The sequence below is a fragment of the Nonomuraea recticatena genome, assembly GCF_039533245.1.
GTDB classification, from domain to species: Bacteria; Actinomycetota; Actinomycetes; order Streptosporangiales; family Streptosporangiaceae; genus Nonomuraea; species Nonomuraea roseola.
Genome location: NZ_BAAATE010000003.1, coordinates 1 through 21,257 on the forward strand (window position 1 = coordinate 1; position 21,257 = coordinate 21,257).

The 21,257-nt window shown below is 69.4% G+C and carries 19 protein-coding genes; 9 read left to right on the forward strand and 10 right to left on the reverse strand.

Annotated elements, in window-relative coordinates; genetic code table 11:
- Positions 1-120: 120 nt before the first annotated feature.
- Genes ABFX50_RS06340 through ABFX50_RS06360 form a run of 5 tightly spaced genes read right to left on the reverse strand, consistent with a single transcriptional unit; the run spans position 121 to position 4,940 of the window.
- On the reverse strand, positions 121-1,023 hold the full coding sequence (locus ABFX50_RS06340) for a 5-dehydro-4-deoxyglucarate dehydratase (protein ID WP_346144101.1): 903 nt from the start codon (positions 1,021-1,023) through the stop codon (positions 121-123).
- 30 nt (positions 1,024-1,053) lie between these two features.
- Complete coding sequence (locus ABFX50_RS06345) at positions 1,054-1,800, reverse strand: IclR family transcriptional regulator (protein ID WP_346144103.1); 747 nt, start codon at positions 1,798-1,800, stop codon at positions 1,054-1,056.
- A 52-nt stretch (positions 1,801-1,852) separates the two neighbouring features.
- Positions 1,853-2,713, reverse strand: coding sequence for a carbohydrate ABC transporter permease (locus tag ABFX50_RS06350; protein WP_183657466.1), 861 nt, complete (start codon positions 2,711-2,713; stop codon positions 1,853-1,855).
- Positions 2,710-3,636, reverse strand: a complete 927-nt coding sequence (locus tag ABFX50_RS06355) for a carbohydrate ABC transporter permease (protein ID WP_312895869.1) — start codon at positions 3,634-3,636, stop codon at positions 2,710-2,712. Before ABFX50_RS06355 ends, ABFX50_RS06350 begins: the two co-directional genes overlap by 4 nt.
- Complete coding sequence (locus ABFX50_RS06360) at positions 3,633-4,940, reverse strand: ABC transporter substrate-binding protein (protein WP_183657468.1); 1,308 nt, start codon at positions 4,938-4,940, stop codon at positions 3,633-3,635. Before ABFX50_RS06360 ends, ABFX50_RS06355 begins: the two co-directional genes overlap by 4 nt.
- A 136-nt stretch (positions 4,941-5,076) precedes the next feature.
- On the opposite strand from ABFX50_RS06360, the gene ABFX50_RS06365 reads away from it, so the two are divergent.
- Positions 5,077-5,871: an NAD-dependent epimerase/dehydratase family protein gene (locus tag ABFX50_RS06365; protein WP_346144106.1), complete on the forward strand. Its 795-nt coding sequence runs from the start codon at positions 5,077-5,079 to the stop codon at positions 5,869-5,871.
- Between the two features lie 52 nt (positions 5,872-5,923).
- Here ABFX50_RS06365 and ABFX50_RS06370 read toward each other — a convergent pair whose 3' ends face one another.
- The 5 genes from ABFX50_RS06370 to ABFX50_RS06390 form a co-directional block, all read right to left on the reverse strand.
- On the reverse strand, positions 5,924-7,315 hold the full coding sequence (locus tag ABFX50_RS06370) for a pectate lyase family protein (protein ID WP_346144108.1): 1,392 nt from the start codon (positions 7,313-7,315) through the stop codon (positions 5,924-5,926).
- Between the two features lie 80 nt (positions 7,316-7,395).
- The gene (locus ABFX50_RS06375; RefSeq protein ID WP_346144110.1) at positions 7,396-9,285 is read right to left on the reverse strand and encodes a DUF6807 family protein; all 1,890 of its coding nucleotides are present in this window, start codon (positions 9,283-9,285) and stop codon (positions 7,396-7,398) included.
- A complete protein-coding gene (locus tag ABFX50_RS06380; protein WP_346144112.1) occupies positions 9,282-10,334 on the reverse strand; it encodes a mandelate racemase/muconate lactonizing enzyme family protein in 1,053 nt (350 codons plus the stop codon). The genes ABFX50_RS06375 and ABFX50_RS06380 overlap by 4 nt, the downstream gene beginning before the upstream one ends.
- Positions 10,331-11,206, reverse strand: coding sequence for a 5-dehydro-4-deoxyglucarate dehydratase (locus ABFX50_RS06385; protein ID WP_346144114.1), 876 nt, complete (start codon positions 11,204-11,206; stop codon positions 10,331-10,333). The genes ABFX50_RS06380 and ABFX50_RS06385 overlap by 4 nt, the downstream gene beginning before the upstream one ends.
- Position 11,207: 1 nt before the next feature.
- Positions 11,208-12,101: an NAD-dependent epimerase/dehydratase family protein gene (locus ABFX50_RS06390; RefSeq protein ID WP_346144116.1), complete on the reverse strand. Its 894-nt coding sequence runs from the start codon at positions 12,099-12,101 to the stop codon at positions 11,208-11,210.
- A 237-nt stretch (positions 12,102-12,338) separates the two neighbouring features.
- On the opposite strand from ABFX50_RS06390, the gene ABFX50_RS06395 reads away from it, so the two are divergent.
- The 8 genes from ABFX50_RS06395 (at position 12,339) to ABFX50_RS06430 (ending at position 21,206) form a co-directional block, all read left to right on the forward strand.
- Entirely contained in the window at positions 12,339-13,334 is a 996-nt protein-coding gene (locus tag ABFX50_RS06395) for a LacI family DNA-binding transcriptional regulator (protein WP_183657482.1), read from the forward strand.
- A complete protein-coding gene (locus ABFX50_RS06400; protein ID WP_346144119.1) occupies positions 13,331-14,287 on the forward strand; it encodes an aldose epimerase family protein in 957 nt (318 codons plus the stop codon). The genes ABFX50_RS06395 and ABFX50_RS06400 overlap by 4 nt, the downstream gene beginning before the upstream one ends.
- A gap of 290 nt (positions 14,288-14,577) precedes the next feature.
- Positions 14,578-15,558 (forward strand): carbohydrate ABC transporter permease, encoded by a 981-nt coding sequence (locus tag ABFX50_RS06405; RefSeq protein ID WP_428834684.1) that lies wholly within the window; start codon positions 14,578-14,580, stop codon positions 15,556-15,558.
- A gap of 76 nt (positions 15,559-15,634) precedes the next feature.
- Complete coding sequence (locus ABFX50_RS06410) at positions 15,635-16,405, forward strand: carbohydrate ABC transporter permease (protein WP_246453378.1); 771 nt, start codon at positions 15,635-15,637, stop codon at positions 16,403-16,405.
- A gap of 43 nt (positions 16,406-16,448) precedes the next feature.
- Positions 16,449-17,720, forward strand: coding sequence for an ABC transporter substrate-binding protein (locus tag ABFX50_RS06415; protein ID WP_346144121.1), 1,272 nt, complete (start codon positions 16,449-16,451; stop codon positions 17,718-17,720).
- A gap of 61 nt (positions 17,721-17,781) precedes the next feature.
- Positions 17,782-19,068 (forward strand): Gfo/Idh/MocA family protein, encoded by a 1,287-nt coding sequence (locus ABFX50_RS06420; protein ID WP_346144123.1) that lies wholly within the window; start codon positions 17,782-17,784, stop codon positions 19,066-19,068.
- A gap of 3 nt (positions 19,069-19,071) precedes the next feature.
- Entirely contained in the window at positions 19,072-20,199 is a 1,128-nt protein-coding gene (locus tag ABFX50_RS06425) for an alpha/beta hydrolase family protein (protein WP_346144125.1), read from the forward strand.
- A complete protein-coding gene (locus tag ABFX50_RS06430) occupies positions 20,190-21,206 on the forward strand; it encodes a LacI family DNA-binding transcriptional regulator (RefSeq protein WP_346144127.1) in 1,017 nt (338 codons plus the stop codon). Before ABFX50_RS06425 ends, ABFX50_RS06430 begins: the two co-directional genes overlap by 10 nt.
- Positions 21,207-21,257 lie beyond the last annotated feature (51 nt).

The window sequence follows — 21,257 nt, forward strand, 5'->3', positions numbered from 1 at the left end:
GGCGGACCCGCCCGGCCGTCTCTGCCGGCAGAGACGGCGACACGGACGAAGGGGCCCGCGCGGGAGAGCCACCAGGCCCTCCCGCGCGGGCCCCGCTGGTCCGGCGGGCCGGAGCGCCGGCTACCCGGCCAGCTCCAGGCCGGTGGCGATGATGCGTTCCAATGCGGCCACGTGCTCGGGCGTCGCGTCCACCAGCGGGGCGCGCACGCTGCCCGCGTTGAGCCCGCGCAGCCGTACGCCCGCCTTCACCAGCGACACCGCGTAGCCCGGCACGAGGTCGCGCAGCTCGACCAGCGGCAGGTAGAACGAGGTCAGCAGCCGCTGGACCAGCACCTCGTCCCCGCCCGTCACCGCCTTGTAGAAGGCGAGCGCGATCTCGGGGGCGAAGGCGAACACCGCGCTGGAGTACAGGGGCACGCCGAGTCCCCTGTAGGCGGGAACCGTCAGCTCGGCCGTGGGCAGGCCGTTGAAGAAGGTGAAGTCGCGATCGGTCGCCTCCCGTACGCGCAGGATGATCCGCTGGAGCAGGTCGAAGTCGCCGAGGCCGTCCTTGAAGCCGATGACGCTGGGCAGTTCGGTCAGCGCGACGGCGGCCGTCGGGGTGAACCTGGCCGTGCCCCGCTGGTAGACGATGATCGGCAGGTCGGTGACGGCGGCGACCTGCCGTACGTAGTCGACCAGACCCGTCGCGGGGGCTGTCACCAGGTAGGGCGGCATCAGCAGCAGGCCGTCGGCGCCGGCCTCGGCGGCGGCCCTCGCGCACGACTGCGCGAACGGGAGCGACCCGCCCGCGCCCGACAGGACTGGCGCATGACCGGAGGCGGCTGCGACCGAGGTGGCGACCACGGTGGCGTACTCGTCCAGGCTCAGGGCGTTGAACTCACCGGTGCCGCAGGCGGCGAACACCCCTCCGGCCCCCGCGGCGACCCCCTTGGCGACATGCGCGGCCAACGCCTGGCCGTTCACGGACCCGTCAGTATCGAAGGGGGTCACCGGGAAGAAGAGAACACCATCAAGACGCATTTTTCCTCCAGAAATGCGCCGGATGATGATTTATCGGATGCCCTCCCGGCGCAGAGTGGCAGCGAACTTGCGGGTATGCCTGATGACGGCCTCGGCGATCCGCTCGATCTCTTCCTGAGGCAGCTCCGCGGGCATCGAGCAGCTGATGGCGTCGGTGGCGGGGATGCGGTAGTCCACGGCCACGGCCACGCAGGCGACGCCGGGGGTGCCCTGCTCGCGCTCGAGCGCGTAGCCCCGGGCGCGCACCTGGTCCAGCTCGTCGGTGAACTTGGTCAGGTCGGTGATCGACTGCTCGGTGAGCGCGGGCAGCGGATCCGGCAGCAGCGCCGCCACCTCGTCGTCGGTCAGCTGCGCCAGCAGCGCCTGGCCGAGCGCCGTGACACTGGCGGGAAGTCTGCGGCCCACCCTGGAGATCGCGTGCCTGTCGCGGGACTCCCTCGTCGCCAGGTAGAGGACGTGCCCGTCGTCGCGGCGGGCGAAGTGCACCGTGTGCCCGATCTCCTCGCGCAGGTCCTCCAGCGCGTCGTGCGCCAGCGGCAGCGCCGGGTCCTTGTCGAGGTAGGCGGTGCCCGTCAGCAGCGCGTGCGGCCCGATCCCGTAGGCCGAACTGCCCGTGTCGGCCTCGATCCACTTCAGCTCGACCAGCGTGCGCATCAGCGCGTGCAGGCTGCTGCGGGGGAAGCCGGTGCGCTTCTGAAGCTCCGACAGCGTCAGGCGTTCCGGTGAGGCGGCCAACGCCTCGAGGATCCGGACCGTCCGCTCCGCTGACTTGACCATCGAGGGCTCCATGGGTGCCAGAATAATGGATGCCATCCATATACATGGACATCTAACCCTTGATAGCGCCGCTGGTGAGACCCCGCATGAACTGCCGCTGGAAAGCCAGGAAGGCGATCACCGAGGGCAGCAGCGCCAGGAGCGAGGCGGCCAGCAGGATGCCGATGCCCACCTCCTCGTCCGAACGCAGCGAGCGCAGCGCGATGGGGAGTGTCCAGTGGCTCGACTCGTTGGCCACGATCAGCGGCAGGAGGTACTGGTCCCAGATCATGGTGAATCCGAAGACGCCGATCACGCCGAGCGCGGGCTTGCACAGCGGCAGGATGATCGTGAAGAAGGTGCGCAGCTCGCCCGCGCCGTCGATGCGCGCCGCCTCCTCCAGCTCGACCGGCACCTCCTTCATGAACTCGGTCATGACGAGGATGGAGAAGCCCCACGCGCCGACCGGCAGGATCATGCCCGCGTAGCTGTTGATCAGGTTGGCGTGGATGAGCGGCATGTCGGCGAGCACCAGGGAGAGCGGGATCGCGATGATCTCCTCGGGCAGCATCATCGTGGCCAGCATGATCAGCATGACGAACGTCATGCCCCTGAACTTCTTGCGGGCCAGCGAGTAGGCGGCGAAGACGCTCACGATCATCTGCAGCGCCAGGCCGAACCCGACGACCACGAAGGAGTTGAACAGGTAGAGGTAGACGTTCTTGTCGGCGGCCTGGGTGAAGTTCTCCAGCGTGAACTCGTCGGGCCACAGCGAGAAGCTGGTCGGGTCGAGCGTCTTGCTGAACGCGCTGACCAGCAGCCCGACCAGCGGTCCCGTGAAGACCAGCACCATCACCGAATAGACGAGAACCTTCCCCGTCGTCGCCAGCGGACCCTTCTTCGCCTCCAGGCCGAGCGCGCTGTCGAATCTCATGACGCCTGCCTTCTGCGCATCAGCTGGACCGAGACCGTGAGCACGAGCGTGGCGACGAACAGCACGATGCCGCCTGCCGCCGCGATGCCCAGCTCGCTCCGCTGGAAGCCGAGCTTGTAGATGAGGGTCATGAGCACCTCGGACGAGCCGTTGGGCCCTCCGTTGGTGAGCACGTAGACCTCGACGAACACCCGAAGGCCCCTGATGGCCGCCAGCGTGAACAGGATCCAGAAGACCGGCCGCAGCGCGGGCAGCGTGATGTGCCGCAGCCTGGACCAGGTGCTCGCGCCGTCCACCGCCGCCGCCTCGTACAGGGTCCTGTCGATCCCGACCAGCCCCGCCAGGAAGATCATCATGTCGTACGGCGTGCCGCGCCAGATGCTCATCCCCATGATCGACCAGAGCGAGGTGTCCTCGCTGGCCAGGAAGGGCTGGGGCTCGATCGCCACCCAGCCGAGGATGGAGTTGAGCAGGCCGGTGTCACCGGGGTGGTACATGATCCGCCACACCTCGGCCACCGCCGCCATGGTCGTGACCACGGGCAGGAAGGCGGCCGTCCTGACGAACCACAGGTAGCGGGCGGGGCCCTCGATCAGCAGCGCGAGCGCGAGGCCGAGAACGAGCGAGCCGACCGTCGTGCCCACCGCCAGCAGCACGCTGTGCCAGACGGCGCTGACGAACGCGTCGTCCGACATGATCGTGGCGTAGTTGTCCAGCCCCACCCACTCGTCGCCGAGGAACGGCTGGACCTTGAAGAAGCTCATCCTCAGGCCCTCGAACATGGGGATGAACTTGAAGTACAGGAAGAGGATCAGCGCGGGGGCCAGGAAGAGCCACGCGACGGCGGTGCCGCGCCACCGCCCCCTGCCGGGGCGGCGACGCGGTTCCGTCCGCTGAGACGGCCGCTCGAGGGTGGTGGTCACGATGCCTTCTGCGCCTGCAGTTCCGCGGTCAGCTTGGTGGCCAGGCCGTCCATGCCCGCCTTGACGTCGGCGCCGCAGTCGGCCCACACGGCGTTGATGGCGTCGGCCGTGGTCTGCCTGATGGGCGCCCAGTTCGGCACGGGCGAGCTGTAGACGGCGTCGGCGTAGGCCTCCTGGAAGACCTTCCATCGCGCGTCCGACCGCTCGGCCGCCATGTCCACGCCCTTGTGGACGGGCAGGCGCACGATCGCGCCCGGCGCATCCTTGTTCATGCCGATCCGCTGGCCCTCGGGGGAGACGGCGAACTCGGCGAACTTCTGCTGACCCTCCTCGTTGGCCGATCCGGCCATGAGGTAGACGTTCTCGCCCTCGCCGAGGGTGCCAGGACCGCCGGAGGGGCCCTTGGGTACCTTGACGACCTCGATCTTGTCGGTGCCGATGCTCTTGACGAACCTGGCCAGCACGTAGGGCCCGACCAGGTAGATGCCGCCCTGGCCCTTCTCGAAGACCTCGTGGGTGACGGTCGTGTCGTTGCTGACCGCGCCGGGGTTGACGGTCTTGGCGACGCAGAACTGGTCCTGCAGCCACTTGACCGCCTCGACGGTCTTGGGGTCGGAGACCGCGGGGGTGAACTTGCCGCCGCCCGCGTCGGTGAGGAAGTTGCCGCCGTTGGCGTAGATCAGCGAGGAGGCGTACCAGGACGCGTAGCCGCGCTTGGTGCCCGCCGGGGCGACGAAGCCGAAGGTGTCCTTCTGCCCGTTGCCGTCGGGGTCGTCCTCGGTGAAGGCCTTGGCCAGCTTGCCGAGATCGTCCCAGGTCTGCGGGGGCTCCAGGCCGACCTTCTCCCTCCAGTCCTTCCTGATGATCAGGGCGAAGGCCTGGGCGGAGAACGGCGCCGCGTAGTGCTTGCCGTCGCCGGCCGCCGCTGCCTGCCATGCGCGGTCGGCCAGCTGGTCGCCGCCCTTGAGCTTGGCCTTGTCGACCGGGCGCAGCCAGCCCTGCGACTGCATGTTGCCCAGCTGCGCGGTGTCGTTGATGACGATGTCAGGCAGGTTCTTCTGCGCCGCCTGCTGCTGCAGTTTGGTCTCGAAGTCGTCGAAGAGCGCGACGACCTTGGTCTTCACTCCGCTGGCCTTGGTGAAGGCGTCGGCCAGCTTCACGGCGGTCTTGGCCGAGTCGGAGTCGGGAGCCTGCCGGATCCAGATCTCCAGGGCGTCGTCGCCCGAACCCCCGCCGGAGCCGCAGCCGGCCAGGGTGACGGCGAGCGCCGTGACAATCGCGGCCCCGAGCAGATGACGTGGCATCAGACCGCCTCCTGTTCACATATGTGGACATGTTTCGCGGATGTGTTTCGCGTTCATGTGAACGTAACGAGTGGCCTGGATCACGTCAATATTCCATGGATGTGAATTCGCGTCATATGCGTGTACAACAGTCCCCATGCGAATCCTTGTCACCGGCGCCGCCGGCAAAGTCGGCACCCTGCTCCGCCCGCGGCTCGCCAGGGAGGGACGGATCGTCCGCCTGTCCGACGTGGTCCCGCTGGAGGCGGGCCCCGGCGAGGAGGTCGTGATCGCCGACCTCGCCGACGCCGACGCCGTGGCCGCCGCCATGAAGGGCGTCGACGCCGTGATCCACCTGGGCGGGCAGAGCCGGGAGCACCCCTGGGCCGACATCGTGCGGGCCAACATGGACGGCACGTACGTGCTCATGGAGGCCGCCCGCCAGGAGGGTGTCGGCCACGTCGTCCTGATGGGCAGCCATCACGCGGCGGGCTTCCACACCCGCCCCGCCGACGGCTCGGAGCTGCCCGACTACGCCTTCCCCAGGCCCGACACCCTGTACGGCGTGAGCAAGGTCGTGATGGAGGCGCTGGGCAGCCTGTACCACGACAGGTTCGGCATGAACGTGACGGTGGTCAGGCTCGGCACCTGCAACGAGGGCTCGGCCGACACCAGGGGCCTGTCCACCTGGATCTCACCCGACGACTGCGCCCGCCTGATGGAGGCGGCGCTGACGGCGACCGGCTACCACGTGGTGTGGGGGGTGTCGGACAACACCCGGCGCTGGTGGTCGCTGGAGGAGGCCAAGGCGATCGGCTACGAGTCGCTGGACGACTCGGAGACGCACGCGGGGCCGATCCTCGCCGAGCAGGGCGAGCCCGACCTGACCGAGCCGCTGCACCATCGGGCCGGCGGGGTGTTCACCCTGAACGAGCTCGGCGGCCGGTGGTGACGGCGAGGGCCGGTGATCACGACGATCACCGGCCCTTCGGCTTCACCCGCCGTCAGCCCGGCGCGGGCAGATTCAGCGCGGGCAGATTCAGCGCGGCGGGGCCGGCGTGCTCCAGCACCGTGCGCTTGACCAGGTTGGCGTTGACCAGCGGGCGGTAGGCGTAGACCTCGGCGGGGGCCCAGCCCACGTCGGTGGTGAACTCCAGCGCGGTCCACGCGGGCGGGGCGCTCCCCGTCGCGTCGGCCTTGGCCAGCTCGGCCGCCTTGGCCGCCTCGAACTTGCGCCTGGCCACGGCGACCACGTCGACGGGGCGGCCGTTGAACCAGGAACGCCTGTCGAAGAACCGGTGGGCGTTCCAGTTCTGGACCACGATGTCCTGCGGCCCGTCGTACTCGAAGGCGTTGTGCTCGGAGTAGACCCTGGATTCGATGCCCAGGCCGAGGTAGTGGCTCGGACCGCCGAGGTCGTTGCTGACCAGGGGCTGCTCTCCGGTCACCGACCCCCTGTAGTAGTTGTTGAAGACGTGCACGGCGCCGTAGCGGACGCGTGGCGAGCGCTGCGAGACGCCGTCGAAGAGGTTGCCGTAGTAGGTGACGCGCAGCTTGCCGCGATCCCTGTCGCCTCTGCCGTCGCCGGAGCCGACCAGCATGTTCTTGTCGTGGTTGACGAAGCGGTTGTAGGAGACGGTGATGAGGTCGGAGCCGTCCTCGATGTCGAGCAGGCCGTCGTGGCGGTTGACCGGCTTGCCGTTGGGGCCGGTGGGAGCGTCCCTGTCGAGGTGCTGCCCATCGGTGAAGGCGCAGTGGTCGATCCAGATCCTGGAGCCCGTGACGATCCCGAACGCCTTGAAGCGGGCGTTCCACGAGCCGCTCTCGCCGTCACCGGGGTCCCAGCTGGTGAAGTGATCGATGGGCGACTCCAGCTCGAGGCCGCGCACGATGATGTTCGAGCCGGTGTTGACCGAGAGGAAGACGCCCTCGAGGCGGGCGTCGGCGCCGATGCCGAGCAGCGTGGTGTCGCTCGGCACGGTGAGCTGGATCTGCCGCTTCTGGTTGTTCGAGCCGGTCTGCCTGAGCCTGCGCATCTGGCCGCACCACGCGTGGGCCTGGTCGCTCCACACCTTGCCTCCGACGAAGCAGGCCAGGTACTTGCCGAGGTCGTAGCCCGGCGCGTAGTCCTGCTCGCCGAGCAGGACGCCGTCGTCGGTCTGGTTGCCGTAGATCGTCCCGCGTACGTGGATCGTCTTGGGCCCGCCGGTGGCCAGGGCGTCCTTGAGCTCCTTGCGGGTGGTGACGACGTGGACAGGGCCGCCCGCGCCGCCGGTGGCGTGCTCGCCCCACCCGACGGGGCGGTCCGGATCGGGCAGCGGCGGGACGGCGTGCGCGGGTGGCGCCACGGCCAGCGCGCAGGCGAGTGCGGTGATCAGAGTGAGGGTGCGGCGCACGGTACTCCTTGAGAGGTCGGTGAGCCCGTACGGCTCTGGCGTCGCGGGGCCGTACGGGGAGAAGGAGGAGGGTCAGCCGCTCACGCGACCCCGCCCGCCAGCTCTGCGGCGGCCGCCCTGTCGAGCCGGCCGTCCGCCACGACGGTGACCACGCGCCTGCTCAGCGTGTGCGCGACCTCAAGAGGTCGCTCCCATGCCAGCGCGGGGCCCACGCCGGGATACTCCGACACCCTGACGAACCACGGGTCGGGAGGGCCGCACTGAACGAAGACCAGGCTCCACGCGTCGGACGCCATGGCCAGCCACCGCGTCACGCTTCCGTGGACGTCGCTCTCGCCCTCGGCCTCGGCGGTGAACACCTCCAGGCGCGTGGAGGCCGCGGGCGCCCGCCAGAAGAACCCGCCGTATCCCGCGCCCGGCCGTCCCTTGCACGCCGAGCTCCTGATCTCCAGCGGCTCGGCCACCGTGAGCGTGAAGGAGAAGTCCAGCGCCCACGCCTGGCCATGGGGGCGCGCCAGCACGGTTCTCTGCTCGCGCGCGACGGCCGCGCCGTCGGGCCCGAGCCAGGTCAGCGCCTCCCTGAAGCCCTGCTCGAGCTCCTCGAAGACGTCGTGCCGCTGGTGGCCGTGGTCGTCGAGCCAGGTGGGCCCGCTGCCCTCGACGAAGGTCCTGCCGCCCCAGAAGTTCACGCCGCCGACGTCCGCGACGGCCAGGCTGACACCGAGGTGGTGGACGTGGTCGGCGGGGCGGAACTCGCTCACCTCCACGCCCCCGAGCGTCCGCACCGGATGCAGGTAGGGCCTGGGGGAGTCGGTGACGGGCAGCGCGGGCCTCCAGACGTACGAGGCCACGGGGGTCGTGCCGGCCAGCAGCTCGCGCCTGCCCGCCCACGGCGCGCCCAGCTCGGAGAACAGGGCCAGCCGCTCGGCGCTCAGGTCGGTCAGCTCCCTGACGCCTTCGACCTCGCGGCGGCCTGGGTGGATCCTCTGGTGCTCCTCCGCGATCGGCAGCGGGTCGGGCGCGAGCCGCACCGCCTCGAGGAACTCCATGAACGCCCCCGTCCTGGCCAGCGGAGCCAGGAGCTCGGCGCCGGTCGTGACGTGCTCGACCAGGTTCTCCAGCAGGTCCGCGCGCGGGTGGACGGCGCCGTCGAGCTCGTCGGTGGTGTAGACGAGCCGCGCCGTGCCGCCGGTGCCGTGCACGACCAGGTAGGGCTCGGTGCGCCCCGTGGCGCACAGCGTCACCGCCACCGTGATCACCCGGCCGTCGGCGAGCCTGATCCTGGCGGCTGAGGTGTCGTCCGCCTCGATCGGGTTGGCGTGGAAGAGCTCGAGCTCCACCGAGGCGACGGAGCCGAGCTCCTCGGCCCCCGCGACCGCCAGCGCGGTGGCGGTCGCGTGGGCGAAGGGATTGGTGAGCGCGCCGTCCACCACGTCCTGGCCGTTCAGGCGGCGACGGCCGGACCACGGCGAGCGGGTGAAGTAGTCGGAGGGGCGCTCCCACGCCCCCGCCACCCCGATGCCGTGGATGTCGCCGAGCTCGCCGGAGGCGATGAGCTCGCGCAGCGCGGGCACGGCCGAGGAGCCGAGGCTCTGGAAGCCGACCTGGCAGCCGAGCCCGCTCTCCCGCTGGGCCGAGACGATCCGTTCGAAATCGGCGAGCGAGGCGGCGGGAGGCTTCTCCAGCAGGACGTGCGAGCCGGCCCGCAGGGCGGTGACGGCGAGGTCCGCGTGGGTGTTGATGGGCGTGCACAGGATCGTGATCTCGGCGCCCGTGCCCTTGACCAGCGCGGCGAGGTTGCCGGGGCCCGCCTGCTCCGGAGCGCCCAGACCGTGCAGCGCGGCGGCCTCCACGGGACGCACGTCGCAGATCCCCGCCAGCTCGACCAGGCCGCGCGCCGTGAGCCTGCGCAGGTTGTCCAGGTGCGAGCGGCCGTGGCCGTACGCGCCCGCGAGCACCACCCTCGTCACGCCGCCCACGTCAGCCCCAGCCCGGGGCGCCCTGCCGACCGCAGCGCGGAGCCCTCGATCACCACGGGGTACGGCTCGGCGAGCAGGCCGAGGTCGGCCAGCGACGCGTCCTCGACCAGCTCCACCATCGCGGGATGGGGCAACGTGAGGGCCAGTTGCCCTGACAGCTCCGTGAGCAGGTGCGGATAGACGGGGACGCCGAAGGTGCGGGCCAGCTCCGCGATCCGCAGGAACGGGGTGATCCCGCCGACCCTGACCACGTTGGGCTGGACCACGTCGCACGCGCCCGCCGTCAGCAGGTCGCGGAAGCCGTAGGTGGTGTAGACGTTCTCGCCCACCGCCACGGGGACATCGATGCTGCGGCGCAGCTCCACGTGGGCGGCGAGGTCGTCGGCCTGCAGCGGCTCCTCGATCCAGTGCGGGTCGTACGGCTCGAGCGCGGCGATCGCGCGCCTGGCCCTGTGCAGGTCCCAGCGCTGGTTGGCGTCGATCATCAGGAGCGTGCCAGGACCGACGATCTCGCGCACCGTCGCGACCCGCTCGACGTCCTCCGCCAGGTCGGGCCTGCCCACCTTGACCTTGACGGCGGGCAGGCCCGCCGCCGCCCAGCGTTTGGCCTGCCCGGCCAGCTCGTCGAGCGAGTAGTGCAGGTTGACGCCGCTGCCGTAGACGGGAACGCTCTCGCGGCGCGGTCCGAGCACGTCCACGAGAGAGTCCTGCCCGCAGCGCAGGTCCCAGAGCGCCAGGTCGATCCCCGCCAGAGCGATCGTGGTGATCCCTCCTGCCCCCGCCTCTCGCAGGTGCCGCCACAGCCGGTCCCAGACCAGCTCGGGGTGGGCGGGCAGGCCGATCAGCGCCTCGCGGACGTCATGGTCGAGCAGGGCCCGCACGGCGTGCGCGCCGATCTGCGGCGTCCAGGAGAACCCGGTGCCCTTGCGCCCGTCGGCCAGCGTGATCTCGCAGACGATCACATGGTTGTGCCGCACGTCCTCGCCCCACGGACGGCGCAGCGGCACCGACCTGAGCGTGGTCCTCAGGTCGGTGATCATGCCGATACCAGCCTGAGGCCGGTGCCGATCAGCTCGTCGAGCTCGCGCACGTGCTGGGGTGTGAGGTCGGTCAGCGGCGCCCTGACCGGGCCGACGTCCAGGCCCCGCAGCCGAAGCCCCGCCTTGACCAGGGAGACCGCGTAGCCGGGAACCCTGCTGCGCAGCTCGACCAGCGGCGCGTAGAACTCCTCCAGCAGCCGGTCGTGGCCGTTGAAGTAGGCGACGGCGATCTCGGGGGCGAAGGCGAACACCGCCGAGGAGTAGAGCTCGATGCCGAGAGCGCGGTAGGCGGGCATGGTCAGCTCGGCGGTCGGCAGGCCGTTGAAGAAGGTGAAGCCGGGGCCGATCTCCCTGCGCACCGCCAGCACGGTGCGCTGCAGCCTGTCGACGTCGCCCAGGCCGTCCTTGAGCCCGATCACGCCGGGGACGCGGGCCAGCTCCACCACCGTCTCGGGGTCGAGCACCACCGAGCCGCGCTGGTAGATGATCACCGGCAGCTCGGCGGCCACCGCGCGCACGTAGGCGGTGAACCCCGCTCCGGTGGCCTGCGCCAGGTAGGGCGGCATGAGGAGCAGTCCGTCCGCGCCGGCCGCGCGCGCGGCGCGCGCCTGCTCCAGCGCCGCGCCTAGCGGCCCGCCCGCCCCTGCCAGCACCGGAACCCTGCCCTGAACGGTGTCGGTCGCCACCGCCACGGCACGGGCGTGCTCGTCCTGCGACAGGGCGGAGAACTCTCCCGTGCCGCAGGCCACGAAGACCGCGCCGGGGTCGTTGGCCAGCCCCTTGCCGATGTGCTCGGCGAGCACGTCCTCCGCCAGCGCGCCTTCGGCGTCGAAAGGTGTCACGGGGAAGAACAGGACGCCGCTGAGATCCATGTCAGATGCTCCCTTGAGAGAGTTCGGTGCGCCAGCTGCGCTTGGCCTGCCAGCCGAGGAGTCGTTCGGCCTTGGCGGAGGAGAAGGCGGGGGCGCAGCCGGTGAGAGCGGAGGCGAACTCCGCCGTGGAGGGGATGACCTTCGGCAGCAGCTCGGCCAGCGGCTCGCGGGCGAGGGCGTCCGCCGCGCCGGCGAAGAACACCTCGCCGTTGGGCAGGTCGGGCAGCCGGTCGAGGAGGGTGATCACCAGGTCGGCCGCGTCCCGCGCGTCGATGTAGTTGAACAGCGAGACGCCCGCGATGTCGGGCCTGTCCAGCCGCTCGGTCACGGTGTGGCCCGACTGGGTGGGTGCGCCCTCCCACTCCTCGGGGGCGATCACGAAACAGGGCCTGACGGCGGCCATGCGCGTGGCGGCCGTGCGGGCGAAGGAGCGCATGGTCTCCTCGGCCACCAGTTTGGACAGGCTGTAGGCGTTCCACGGCCTGGCCGGATGGGCCTCGTCGATGGGCAGGTAGTCGGGCGCCCAGCCGTTCGGCGAGCCGTACCCGATGACGGTCGGGCTGCTGGCCACGATCACCTTGCCCACGCCGAGGGCCACCGCGGCGTCGCACACGTTGAAGGCCAGCTGCGTGTTGGTGCGGAAGGTCACCACGTCGCTCCGGCTGAACGGGGTGGCGATCGCGGCCAGGTGGACGACGGCGTCCGGGCGGAAGCGCGCGATCACCTCGTACGCCTCGCCCAGATCCGTCAGGTCGGCGGGTAGCTCGGCGGCGGCGTCGGCGGGGGTGCCCTGCGCCCTGTCCACGCCGATCACCTCGTGGCCTGCGGCGGCCAACGCGGACACGACGCTGCGCCCGAGGCGCCCCGCGCTCCCGGTGACAAGAGTTCTGCTCACGGGTTGTCTTTCCCTTCTGGCAGCCCCGAGCGCGCTCAGGATTGCAACCAGTTGCATGAAACACTGTCGGTGCCAGCCGGAAACGTCAAGAGCGCAATTTGGTGCAGCCCGTTGACCTGCGTCCTTCGGTGCTCTTCGGGTCTTCGCGCGGCCGCAACCGGTCGCAGGATCGGGGGTATCTGGCCTGGTGAGGGTGCAACCGCTTGCGTTAGGGTGCGGCGGAGGGCTGGAGGCGTCATGGCGGTGACGATCAGGGATGTGGCGCGGGCGTCGGGGGTGCATGTCTCGACGGTGTCGCGGACGTTCTCGGCTCCGCATCTGGTGAATGCGGAGACGCGTACGCGGGTGTTGGCGGTGGCTGAGGGGTTGGGGTATCGGCCTAATCGTGCGGCGCGGGCGTTGACGACGGGGCGGACGCATAATTTGGGGTTGATTGTGGCGGATATTGCGAATCCGTTTTTTCCGCCGTTGATCAAGGCTGCTCAGGCTCAGGCGCGGGAGCGGGATTATCACGTGTTCGTGGCGGACACGGATGAGGATCCGTTGTTGGAGCAGGAGTTGATCGAGACGTTGTGCAAGCAGGTGGATGGGGTGTTGTTGTGTAGTCCGCGGTTGTCGAATCGGGTGATCGAGCGGTTGCGGGCGCAGGTGCCGTTTGTGGTGGTGAATCGTCGGTTGAAGGGTTTGACGACGGTGTTGATGGATGTGGGGCAGGGTGCTGGGGTGGCGGTGGAGCATGTGGCGGGGTTGGGTCATCGCAGGATGGCGCTGCTGACGGGGCCGGCGGGATCGTGGACCAGCGGCGAGATACGCCAGGCGGCCACCGACAGGACCGCCGAGCTGGGCGTGGAACTGACGGTGATCGGGCCGAACGAGCCGACCGAGCACGGCGGGCTGGCCGCCGCCCAGGCGGTGGCTGCCTCGGGTGTGACGGCGGTCCTCTGCTACAACGACCTCGTCGCGCTGGGCCTGATCGAGGGGTTGAGGGAGCGCGGGGTGGACGTCCCCGGTGACGTGAGCGTCATCGGCGTGGACGACAGCCTGCCGGGCAGGCTGAGCAGGCCGAAGCTCACGACGATCACGATGCCCACCGCCGCCGCGGGCCGCATGGCCGTCGACCTGTTGCTCGCCACCATCGCGGGCCCTGCCGCCGGCGCGCCTCCGCGCACCACCGTCAGGCTGGAGACCGGCCTGCTGATCAGAGAATCGACTCAGAGAGTGAGTTCATCGTGATATTTGGGACCACGCCCGCGGGCGACACCGTGGACCGGCACGTCCTGTCGAACGGCAGGATGCGCGCGGCGGTCCTGACCCTCGGCGCGATCGTCCAGTCGATCGAGCTGCCCGACGGCGGCGACGTCGTCCTCGGCCTGCCCACCGTGGCCGACTACCTCGAGCGCAGCCGTTACTTCGGCGCCGTGGTCGGCAGGTACGGCAACCGCATCGCCAACGGCCGCTTCACCCTCGACGGTGTCACGTACCAGCTGCCGCTCAACAACAACGGCCACAGCCTCCACGGCGGGGAGCGCGGCTTCGACAAGCGCCTCTGGTACGCCGACCCTGACGGCGAGCGGGCCGTCAGGCTGACCTACGTCAGCAAGGACGGCGAGGAGGGCTACCCGGGCACGCTCACCACCTCGGTCACCTACACGCTCACCGACGAGGACGAGCTGCGCATCGACTACCACGCGACCACGGACGCGCCCACGGTGCTCAACCTGACCAACCACTCCTACTTCACCCTCGGCCGCCCCGCCGACGTGCGCGGGCACATCGTCACGATCGAGGCCGACCACTACCTCGACGTCGACGAGGGCAAGATCCCCCTCCCCGGCCCTCCCACGCCCGTGCAGGGCACGCCGTACGACTTCACCGTCCCGACGCGCGTGGGCGACAGGCTGGACGGCTGCTACGACCACTGCTACGTGCTGCGGCCGGGAGGTGTGGTGCGCGTGGAGGAGCCGGTCAGCGGCAGGGCGATGGAGGTGACGACCACCGAGCCTGGCGTGCAGTTCTACACCGGCCACATGCTGGACGGCGTCGCGACGCCGTACGACAGGTTCGCGGGTCTCTGCCTGGAGACGCAGCGCTTCCCCGACGCGCCCAACCGGCCCGACTTCCCCTCCGCGGTGCTGAGGCCGGGCGAGGAGCACCGCTCGACCACGGCCTACCGCTTCACCTGGTGAGGTAGCCCCGCTCGACCTCGGGAACCGTGACGCGCCCGACTCTCGCGTCACGGTTCCCTTCGTGCTGCTTCCACTGCAACCGCTTGTAGCAACCGGGTCATGTTTTCAAGATTGTTGGACCGTCGACATCTGATGGAAACGCGCTGACCTGCACTGATCATCGTGGCGATATATCGGTAACAGCGGGGTAACGCCTGCAAAGGGTTGACGTAACTTTCCTCGGCGCTATAGGAAAGCGCCATCCATTCACGTCACATCGGGAGGTCCCGTGATGACGACTGAGTCAAAAAATGTCCGGGCTCGATCCATGCAGGGGCCCCGCCGTGGTTGATTCGCTGTCGTTTCCCCCCGCTCCCCAGGGCAGGCGCAGGCGCACCGGCGTCAACCGCTCCCGTCGCGAGGCGCTGACGGCCTACGTCTTCCTGGCGCCGTGGTTCGTGGGCCTGTTCCTGATCACCATCGGTCCCATCGCCGCGTCGCTCTACCTGTCCTTCACCGACTACAGCCTCCTCGACGAGGCGAAATGGGTCGGGCTGGACAACTACACGACGATGTTCGAGCAGGACCCCAGGTTCTGGACGTCGCTGAAGGTGACCACGATCTACGTGGTCGTCTCGGTGCCCCTCCAGCTGGGCTTCGCCCTCGGGCTGGCGCTGCTGCTGGACCGCGGACTGCGGGGCCTGTCGTTCTACCGCTCGATCTACTACCTGCCCTCGCTGCTGGGCGGCAGCGTCGCGATCGCGATCCTGTGGCGGAAGATCTTCGGCGCCGACGGCCTGGTGAACTCGGTGCTCGGCCTCTTCGGCATCCAGGGCACCAGCTACGTCAACAACCCCGACACCGCGCTGGGCACGCTGATCCTCCTGCACGTCTGGACGTTCGGCGCCCCGATGGTCATCTTCCTGGCCGGCTTGCGGCAGATCCCGCGCAGCTACTACGAGGCCGCGGCCGTGGACGGCGCGACCACGCTCAGGCAGTTCAAGACGATCACCCTGCCGCTGCTGACGCCGATCATCTTCTTCAACCTCGTGCTCGAGGTGATCAAGTCGTTCCAGTCGTTCACGCAGTCGTTCATCGTGAGCAACGGCTCGGGCGGTCCCAACGACTCGACGCTCTTCTACACGCTCTACCTCTACGTCAACGGGTTCAAGGAGTACGAGATGGGCTACGCCTCGGCGCTGGCCTGGGTGCTCGTCCTCATCATCGCCGGTCTGACCGGGGTCAACTTCCTCGCGTCCAAGTATTGGGTCTTCTATGGCGACAGCAAGTAGGCGGCTGCCGGTCCTCTACCGGCGCCGCGTCACCAGGGGTGCCAAGCACCTGCTGCTCATCGGCTTCGGCCTGATCATGCTCTACCCACTGCTGTGGATGATCTCCAGCGCGCTCAAGCCGGAGGAGCTGATCTTCAGGGAGCCCGGACTGATCCCGAGCGAGATCACCCTCGAGAACTTCATCGAGGGCTGGACGGCGCTGGCCCACCCGTTCGGCTACTACATGTGGAACTCCGCCATCGTCACAGGGCTGTCGATCGTCGGCAACCTGGCCGCCTGCTCGATGGCCGCCTACGCCTTCGCCAGGCTGAACTTCCCGATGAAGAAGTTCTGGTTCGCGATCATGCTGGGCTCGATCATGCTGCCCCTGCACGTGGTGATCGTCCCGCAGTACATCATGTTCTCCAAGCTCGACATGATCAACACGGTGTGGCCGCTGATCCTGCCGAAGTTCCTGGCCCACGACTCGTTTTTCATCTTCCTGATGGTCCAGTTCATCAGGACGCTGCCGCGCGAGCTCGACGAGGCGGCCTCGATCGACGGAGCCGGATACTGGCGCACGTTCTTCCGCGTCATCCTGCCGCTCTGCACCCCCGCGCTCGCCACCACGGCGATCTTCACCTTCATCTGGACGTGGAACGACTTCCTGAGCCAGCTGCTCTATCTCAACAACCCCGACAACTTCACCGTTCCCGTGGCGCTGCGCACCTTCCTGGACTCCAGCGGTGAGTCGTCATGGGGGCCGATGTTCGCCATGTCGATCATCGCGCTCGGCCCGATCTTCGGCTTCTTCCTGGCCGGCCAGAAGTACCTGATCCGTGGTGTGGCCACCACGGGTCTCAAGTAGTCCTCTTCACCCCCTGCGAACGATCAAGAGGAAGGACGGAGAGATGCGCTCTCTCAAGACCACGGCTCTGCTCGCGGCGGCCGCGATGGCACTGGCGGCCTGCGGCGGAGGCGGCAGCGGCGGCGACGCCTCCGGCGACAAGGTCAAGCTGCGCTTCTCCTACTGGGGCAGCGACTCCAGGCAGAAGCTCACCGAGCAGGTCATCGCCGCGTTCGAGAAGAAGAACCCGACCATCGACGTGGTCGGGGAGTTCTCGGACTGGCCCAGCTACTACGAGTCGCTGGCCACCAAGGTGGCCGCCAACGACGCCCCCGACGTGATGACCATCGAGATCCGCGGCCTGGCCGAGTACGCGGGCCGCGGCGCGCTCGCCGATCTCACCGGCAAGGTCAACACCGCCGACCTCGACCCTCAGGTGCTGGCCTCTGGCAGCGTCGACGGCAAGCAGTACGCCATCCCCACCGGCGTCAACGTCTTCTCGATGCTGGCCAACAAGGCGACCATCGAGAAGGCGGGCCAGAAGCTCCCCGACGACAAGACCTGGACGTGGGACGAGTTCGTCAGCCTCTCCCAGAAGATCACCGCGGGGGGAGACGGCTCGGTCTACGGCGCCGAGTACAACTTCAACCCCGCCTACCTGACCATCTTCGCCGCGCAGCGCGGCGAGAAGTTCTACGACAACGGCAAGATCGGCATCACGCCCGACACGCTCAAGGCGTGGTGGGCGACCTTCACCAAGCTCATCGAGACCAAGGGGTCGCCCGACGCGGCGAAGATGGGTGAGATCGCCGCGGCGGGCCAGGAGCAGTCGCTGATCGCCACCAACAAGGGCGCCTTCGGCATGTGGTGGAGCAACCAGCTCGGCGCGATGTCCAAGTCGTCGGGGCAGGAGCTGACCCTGCTGCGCCTGCCGAAGCTGCCCGACGCGACGAACGCCGGCATGTTCCTGCAGCCCGCCATGCACTGGACCGCCTCCAGCAAGAGCGAGCACCAGGCCGAGGCGCACAAGTTCATCGACTTCCTGATCAACGACCCCGAGGCGGGTGGCCTGCTGCTGAGCGACCGCGGACTGCCGATCAACTCGAAGGTCCTCGAGGCGATCAAGAGCAAGCTGCCCCCCGCCGACCAGCAGACGCTGACCTTCCTCGACTCGGTCAAGAGCGAGCTGTCCCCTGTGATCGTGCCGCCCAAGGGCGGCTCGAAGATGGAGGACATCCTGAAGCGCTACTCCGAGGCCGTGACCTCGGGCCAGCAGAGCCCCGACGAGGCCGCCACCAAGCTGCTCGAAGAGGCCAACGCGGCCCTGGCGGGCTGACGATCACCTTCACCGCCGTACGGCTCGAGCGAGCCGTACGGCACACCCATCGGGGAGACAGATGAGATACGGCATCGCAGGACTCGGGCACCGCGCCCAGATGTACGTCGGCGCGCTGACGGGCGACTGGAGCGACACCGGCGAGATCGTCGCCTTCTGCGACACCAACCAGACCAGGATGGACTACTACAACGAGCTCGTGGGACGGCCGGTGCCGTGCTTCGGGCCTGATGACTTCGCCGCGATGCTGGAGCTGTGCGACGCGGTGATCATCACCACCGTGGACGCCACGCACGCCGCCTACGTCTGCGCGGCGCTGGACGCCGGCAAGCACGTGATCGTGGAGAAGCCGCTCACGACCGACGCCGCAGGCTGCGCGGCGATCGCCGCCGCCGCCGAGCGGAGCACGGCCTCACTGATCGTCACCTTCAACTACCGCTACTCGCCGCGCAACTCCGCGGTGCGGCGCCTGCTCATGGACGGCGCGATCGGCGAGGTCACCTCCGTGCACTTCGAGTGGGCGCTGGACACCATCCACGGCGCCGACTACTTCCGCCGCTGGCACCGCGACAAGGCCATCTCGGGCGGCCTGCTGGTGCACAAGTCCACCCACCACTTCGACCTGGTGAACTGGTGGCTGGCCGCCGCCGCGCGCAGCGTGTACGCCCAGGGCGAGCTGCGCTTCTACGGCGCGCAGAACGCCAAGGCCAGAGGCATGACGGCCAGGCCCGAGCGCGCTCATGGCGCGCCCGAGCTCGGCAGCGACCCCTTCCTGCTCGACCTGTCCGCCGACCCGAGGCTCAAGCGGCTCTACCTGGACGCCGAGCACGAGGACGGCTACCTGCGCGACAGGGACGTCTTCAGCGAGGGCATCACGATCGAGGACAACATGGCGGTCCTGGTGCGCTACGACAGCGGCGCGATGCTCACCTACTCGCTGAACGCCCACGCGCCCCACGAGGGCTACCGCGTCGTGTTCAACGGCACAGGAGGCCGGATCGAGCTGGAGGTGTGCGAGCGGTCGTGGACCTCCCCGCACGCCGCGATCGACCCGAGCGCCTCGTCGAAGGAGCACGCGGCGGGCTCGTGGGAGCGGCTCACGCTGCACCGGCACTGGCAGCAGCCCGGCGAGGTCCCGATCGAGCAGGGCGAGGGCGGGCACGGCGGCGGCGACAGGCTCCTGCTGAACGACCTCTTCCGAGGGGCGGGCGACGACCCCCTCGCCAGGCAGGCCGGCTACGTCGACGGGATCCGCAGCGTCCTGGTGGGCGCGGCGGCCAACGAGTCGATCCGCTCGGGCAGGGCGGTCCTGCTGGCCGACGGCGGCACGCGCATGGCTGAAAGCTGAGCCGTGCCCGGCCCCCTCGACTCGAGTCGCCTGCGACACCTCGGCGACTTCTCCGGGCTCGCCGAGATCGCCATGGCGCAACGGCAGCTGTTCCCCCCACCGGCCCCTGACCTGCGCGACAGGGCACGCGACGCGCTGGGCGTGCTCGCTCTGACCGCCGCGCACGTGCGCACCGAGCGAACCTGGACGGCGGGCGAGCTGTCGGGGGAGGAGGTCTCGTGGGAGGTCGGATTCGGTCCGAGGACACACGCCTACGTGCTGCGCCCGAGGCGCGCCGCGGACGGCGTGCTGCCCGGCGTCGTCGCGCTGCACTGCCACGCGGGGATGAAGTGGGCGGGCAAGGAGAAGATCGCCGACGGCCCCGAGGGTCCCTCACCCGAGGTCGCCAGGCTGAGAGCCACGCTCTACGACGGCAGGGCATGGGCGGCTGAACTGGCCCTGCGCGGGTTCACCGTGCTGGTGCCCGACGTGCTCGGCTGGGGCAGCCGCAGGTTCCCCGCCGCCGACATGCCGGACGGCGTGCCGGACGACCTGGACGCGCCGCTCAGCGAGGCCGACCGCTACGACGTGGCGGCCGCCCGCCACGAGCACGTGCTGGCCAAGTACTGCACCGTGCTGGGCACCTCGTACGCGGGCGTCGTCGCGGGGGAGGACCTCGCCGCGGCGGCCTACCTGCGCTCGCGTCCCGACGTGGGTGCCGTCGGCTGCGCGGGCCTGTCGGGCGGCGGGTTGCGGGCCTCGCTGCTCGGAGCCTTCGACCCCGACGTCGGGGCGGTGGCGGTGGTGGCCATGATCTCCTCCTACCGCGACCTGCTCGACGGCTTCGTGGCCCGCCACACCTGGATGCTGTACCCGCCGGGGCTGTCCCGATTGTGCGATCTTCCCGACCTGGTCGCGAGCGGCGCTCCGAGGCCGTTGCTCGTCTGGTACGGCGAGCGCGACGAGATCCTGCCGCTGAGCGGGATGCGGCGGGCACATGCGATGATCGCGGCACACTATCGGCGGGCTCCGGCCGGCTACACAGGGGTCTTCGCCGACGCGGGGCACAGGTTCGGCCTCGTCGCGCAGGAGCGGGTCTTCGGCTGGCTCGCCCGCCATTTGAAAGCAGACGGAGGTACGGCGTGGCCGTGACGATCAGGGATGTGGCGCGGGCGTCGGGGGTGCATGTCTCGACGGTGTCGCGGACGTTCTCGGCTCCGCATCTGGTGAATGCGGAGACGCGTACGCGGGTGTTGGCGGTGGCTGAGGGGTTGGGGTATCGGCCTAATCGTGCGGCGCGGGCGTTGACGACGGGGCGGACGCATAATTTGGGGTTGATTGTGGCGGATATTGCGAATCCGTTTTTTCCGCCGTTGATCAAGGCTGCTCAGGCTCAGGCGCGGGAGCGGGATTATCACGTGTTCGTGGCGGACACCGATGAGGATCCGTTGTTGGAGCAGGAGTTGATCGAGACGTTGTGCAAGCAGGTGGATGGGGTGTTGTTGTGTAGTCCGCGGTTGTCGAATCGGGTGATCGAGCGGTTGCGGGCGCAGGTGCCTTTTGTGGTGGTGAATCGTCGGTTGAAGGGTTTGACGACGGTGTTGATGGATGTGGGGCAGGGTGCCGGGGTGGCGGTGGAGCATGTGGCGGGGTTGGGTCATCGCAGGATGGCGCTGCTGACAGGCCCGCAGTCCTCCTGGACCAGCGAGGAGATGCTGGCCGCCGCCACGCTCGCCGCCCGCGAGCGCGACATCGAGCTGGTCGTGATGGGGCCGAACGAGCCGACCGAGCACGGCGGGCTGGCCGCCGCCCATGCGGTGGCGGCCTCGGGTGTGACGGCGGTCCTCTGCTACAACGACCTCGTCGCGCTGGGCCTGATCGAGGGGTTGAGGGAGCGCGGGGTGGACGTTCCCGGTGACGTGAGCGTCATCGGCGTGGACGACAGCCTGCCGGGCAGGCTCAACAGGCCGAAGCTCACGACGATCACGATGCCCACCGCCGCCGCGGGCCGCATGGCCGTCGATCTGCTCCTGGCCGCCGTCAACGCGGGCGACGCGGGCACGCCCACGCTCGCCAGGCTGGAGACCCACCTGGTCGTACGCGAGTCGACCGCCGCGCCCGCCCGCGACGGAGGACGCTCCGTCCTGACCCCGACATAAGGGATATCGGCGAGCCTCCACGCCATCGCCCCCGTCTCCGACGTACCTTTG

What these genes read in the sequence shown, in the direction of transcription:
- ABFX50_RS06340 (WP_346144101.1), bottom strand. Translation starts at nt 1,023, where the DNA reads ATGCGTCTTGATGGTGTTCTCTTCTTCCCGGTGACCCCCTTCGATACT.
- ABFX50_RS06345 (WP_346144103.1), bottom strand. Translation starts at nt 1,800, where the DNA reads ATGGTCAAGTCAGCGGAGCGGACGGTCCGGATCCTCGAGGCGTTGGCC.
- ABFX50_RS06350 (WP_183657466.1), bottom strand. Translation starts at nt 2,713, where the DNA reads ATGAGATTCGACAGCGCGCTCGGCCTGGAGGCGAAGAAGGGTCCGCTG.
- ABFX50_RS06360 (WP_183657468.1), bottom strand. Translation starts at nt 4,940, where the DNA reads ATGCCACGTCATCTGCTCGGGGCCGCGATTGTCACGGCGCTCGCCGTC.
- ABFX50_RS06365 (WP_346144106.1), top strand. Translation starts at nt 5,077, where the DNA reads ATGCGAATCCTTGTCACCGGCGCCGCCGGCAAAGTCGGCACCCTGCTC.
- ABFX50_RS06380 (WP_346144112.1), bottom strand. Translation starts at nt 10,334, where the DNA reads ATGATCACCGACCTGAGGACCACGCTCAGGTCGGTGCCGCTGCGCCGT.
- ABFX50_RS06385 (WP_346144114.1), bottom strand. Translation starts at nt 11,206, where the DNA reads ATGGATCTCAGCGGCGTCCTGTTCTTCCCCGTGACACCTTTCGACGCC.
- ABFX50_RS06395 (WP_183657482.1), top strand. Translation starts at nt 12,339, where the DNA reads ATGGCGGTGACGATCAGGGATGTGGCGCGGGCGTCGGGGGTGCATGTC.
- ABFX50_RS06405 (WP_428834684.1), top strand. Translation starts at nt 14,578, where the DNA reads ATGTCCGGGCTCGATCCATGCAGGGGCCCCGCCGTGGTTGATTCGCTG.
- ABFX50_RS06410 (WP_246453378.1), top strand. Translation starts at nt 15,635, where the DNA reads ATGCTCTACCCACTGCTGTGGATGATCTCCAGCGCGCTCAAGCCGGAG.
- ABFX50_RS06415 (WP_346144121.1), top strand. Translation starts at nt 16,449, where the DNA reads ATGCGCTCTCTCAAGACCACGGCTCTGCTCGCGGCGGCCGCGATGGCA.
- ABFX50_RS06420 (WP_346144123.1), top strand. Translation starts at nt 17,782, where the DNA reads ATGAGATACGGCATCGCAGGACTCGGGCACCGCGCCCAGATGTACGTC.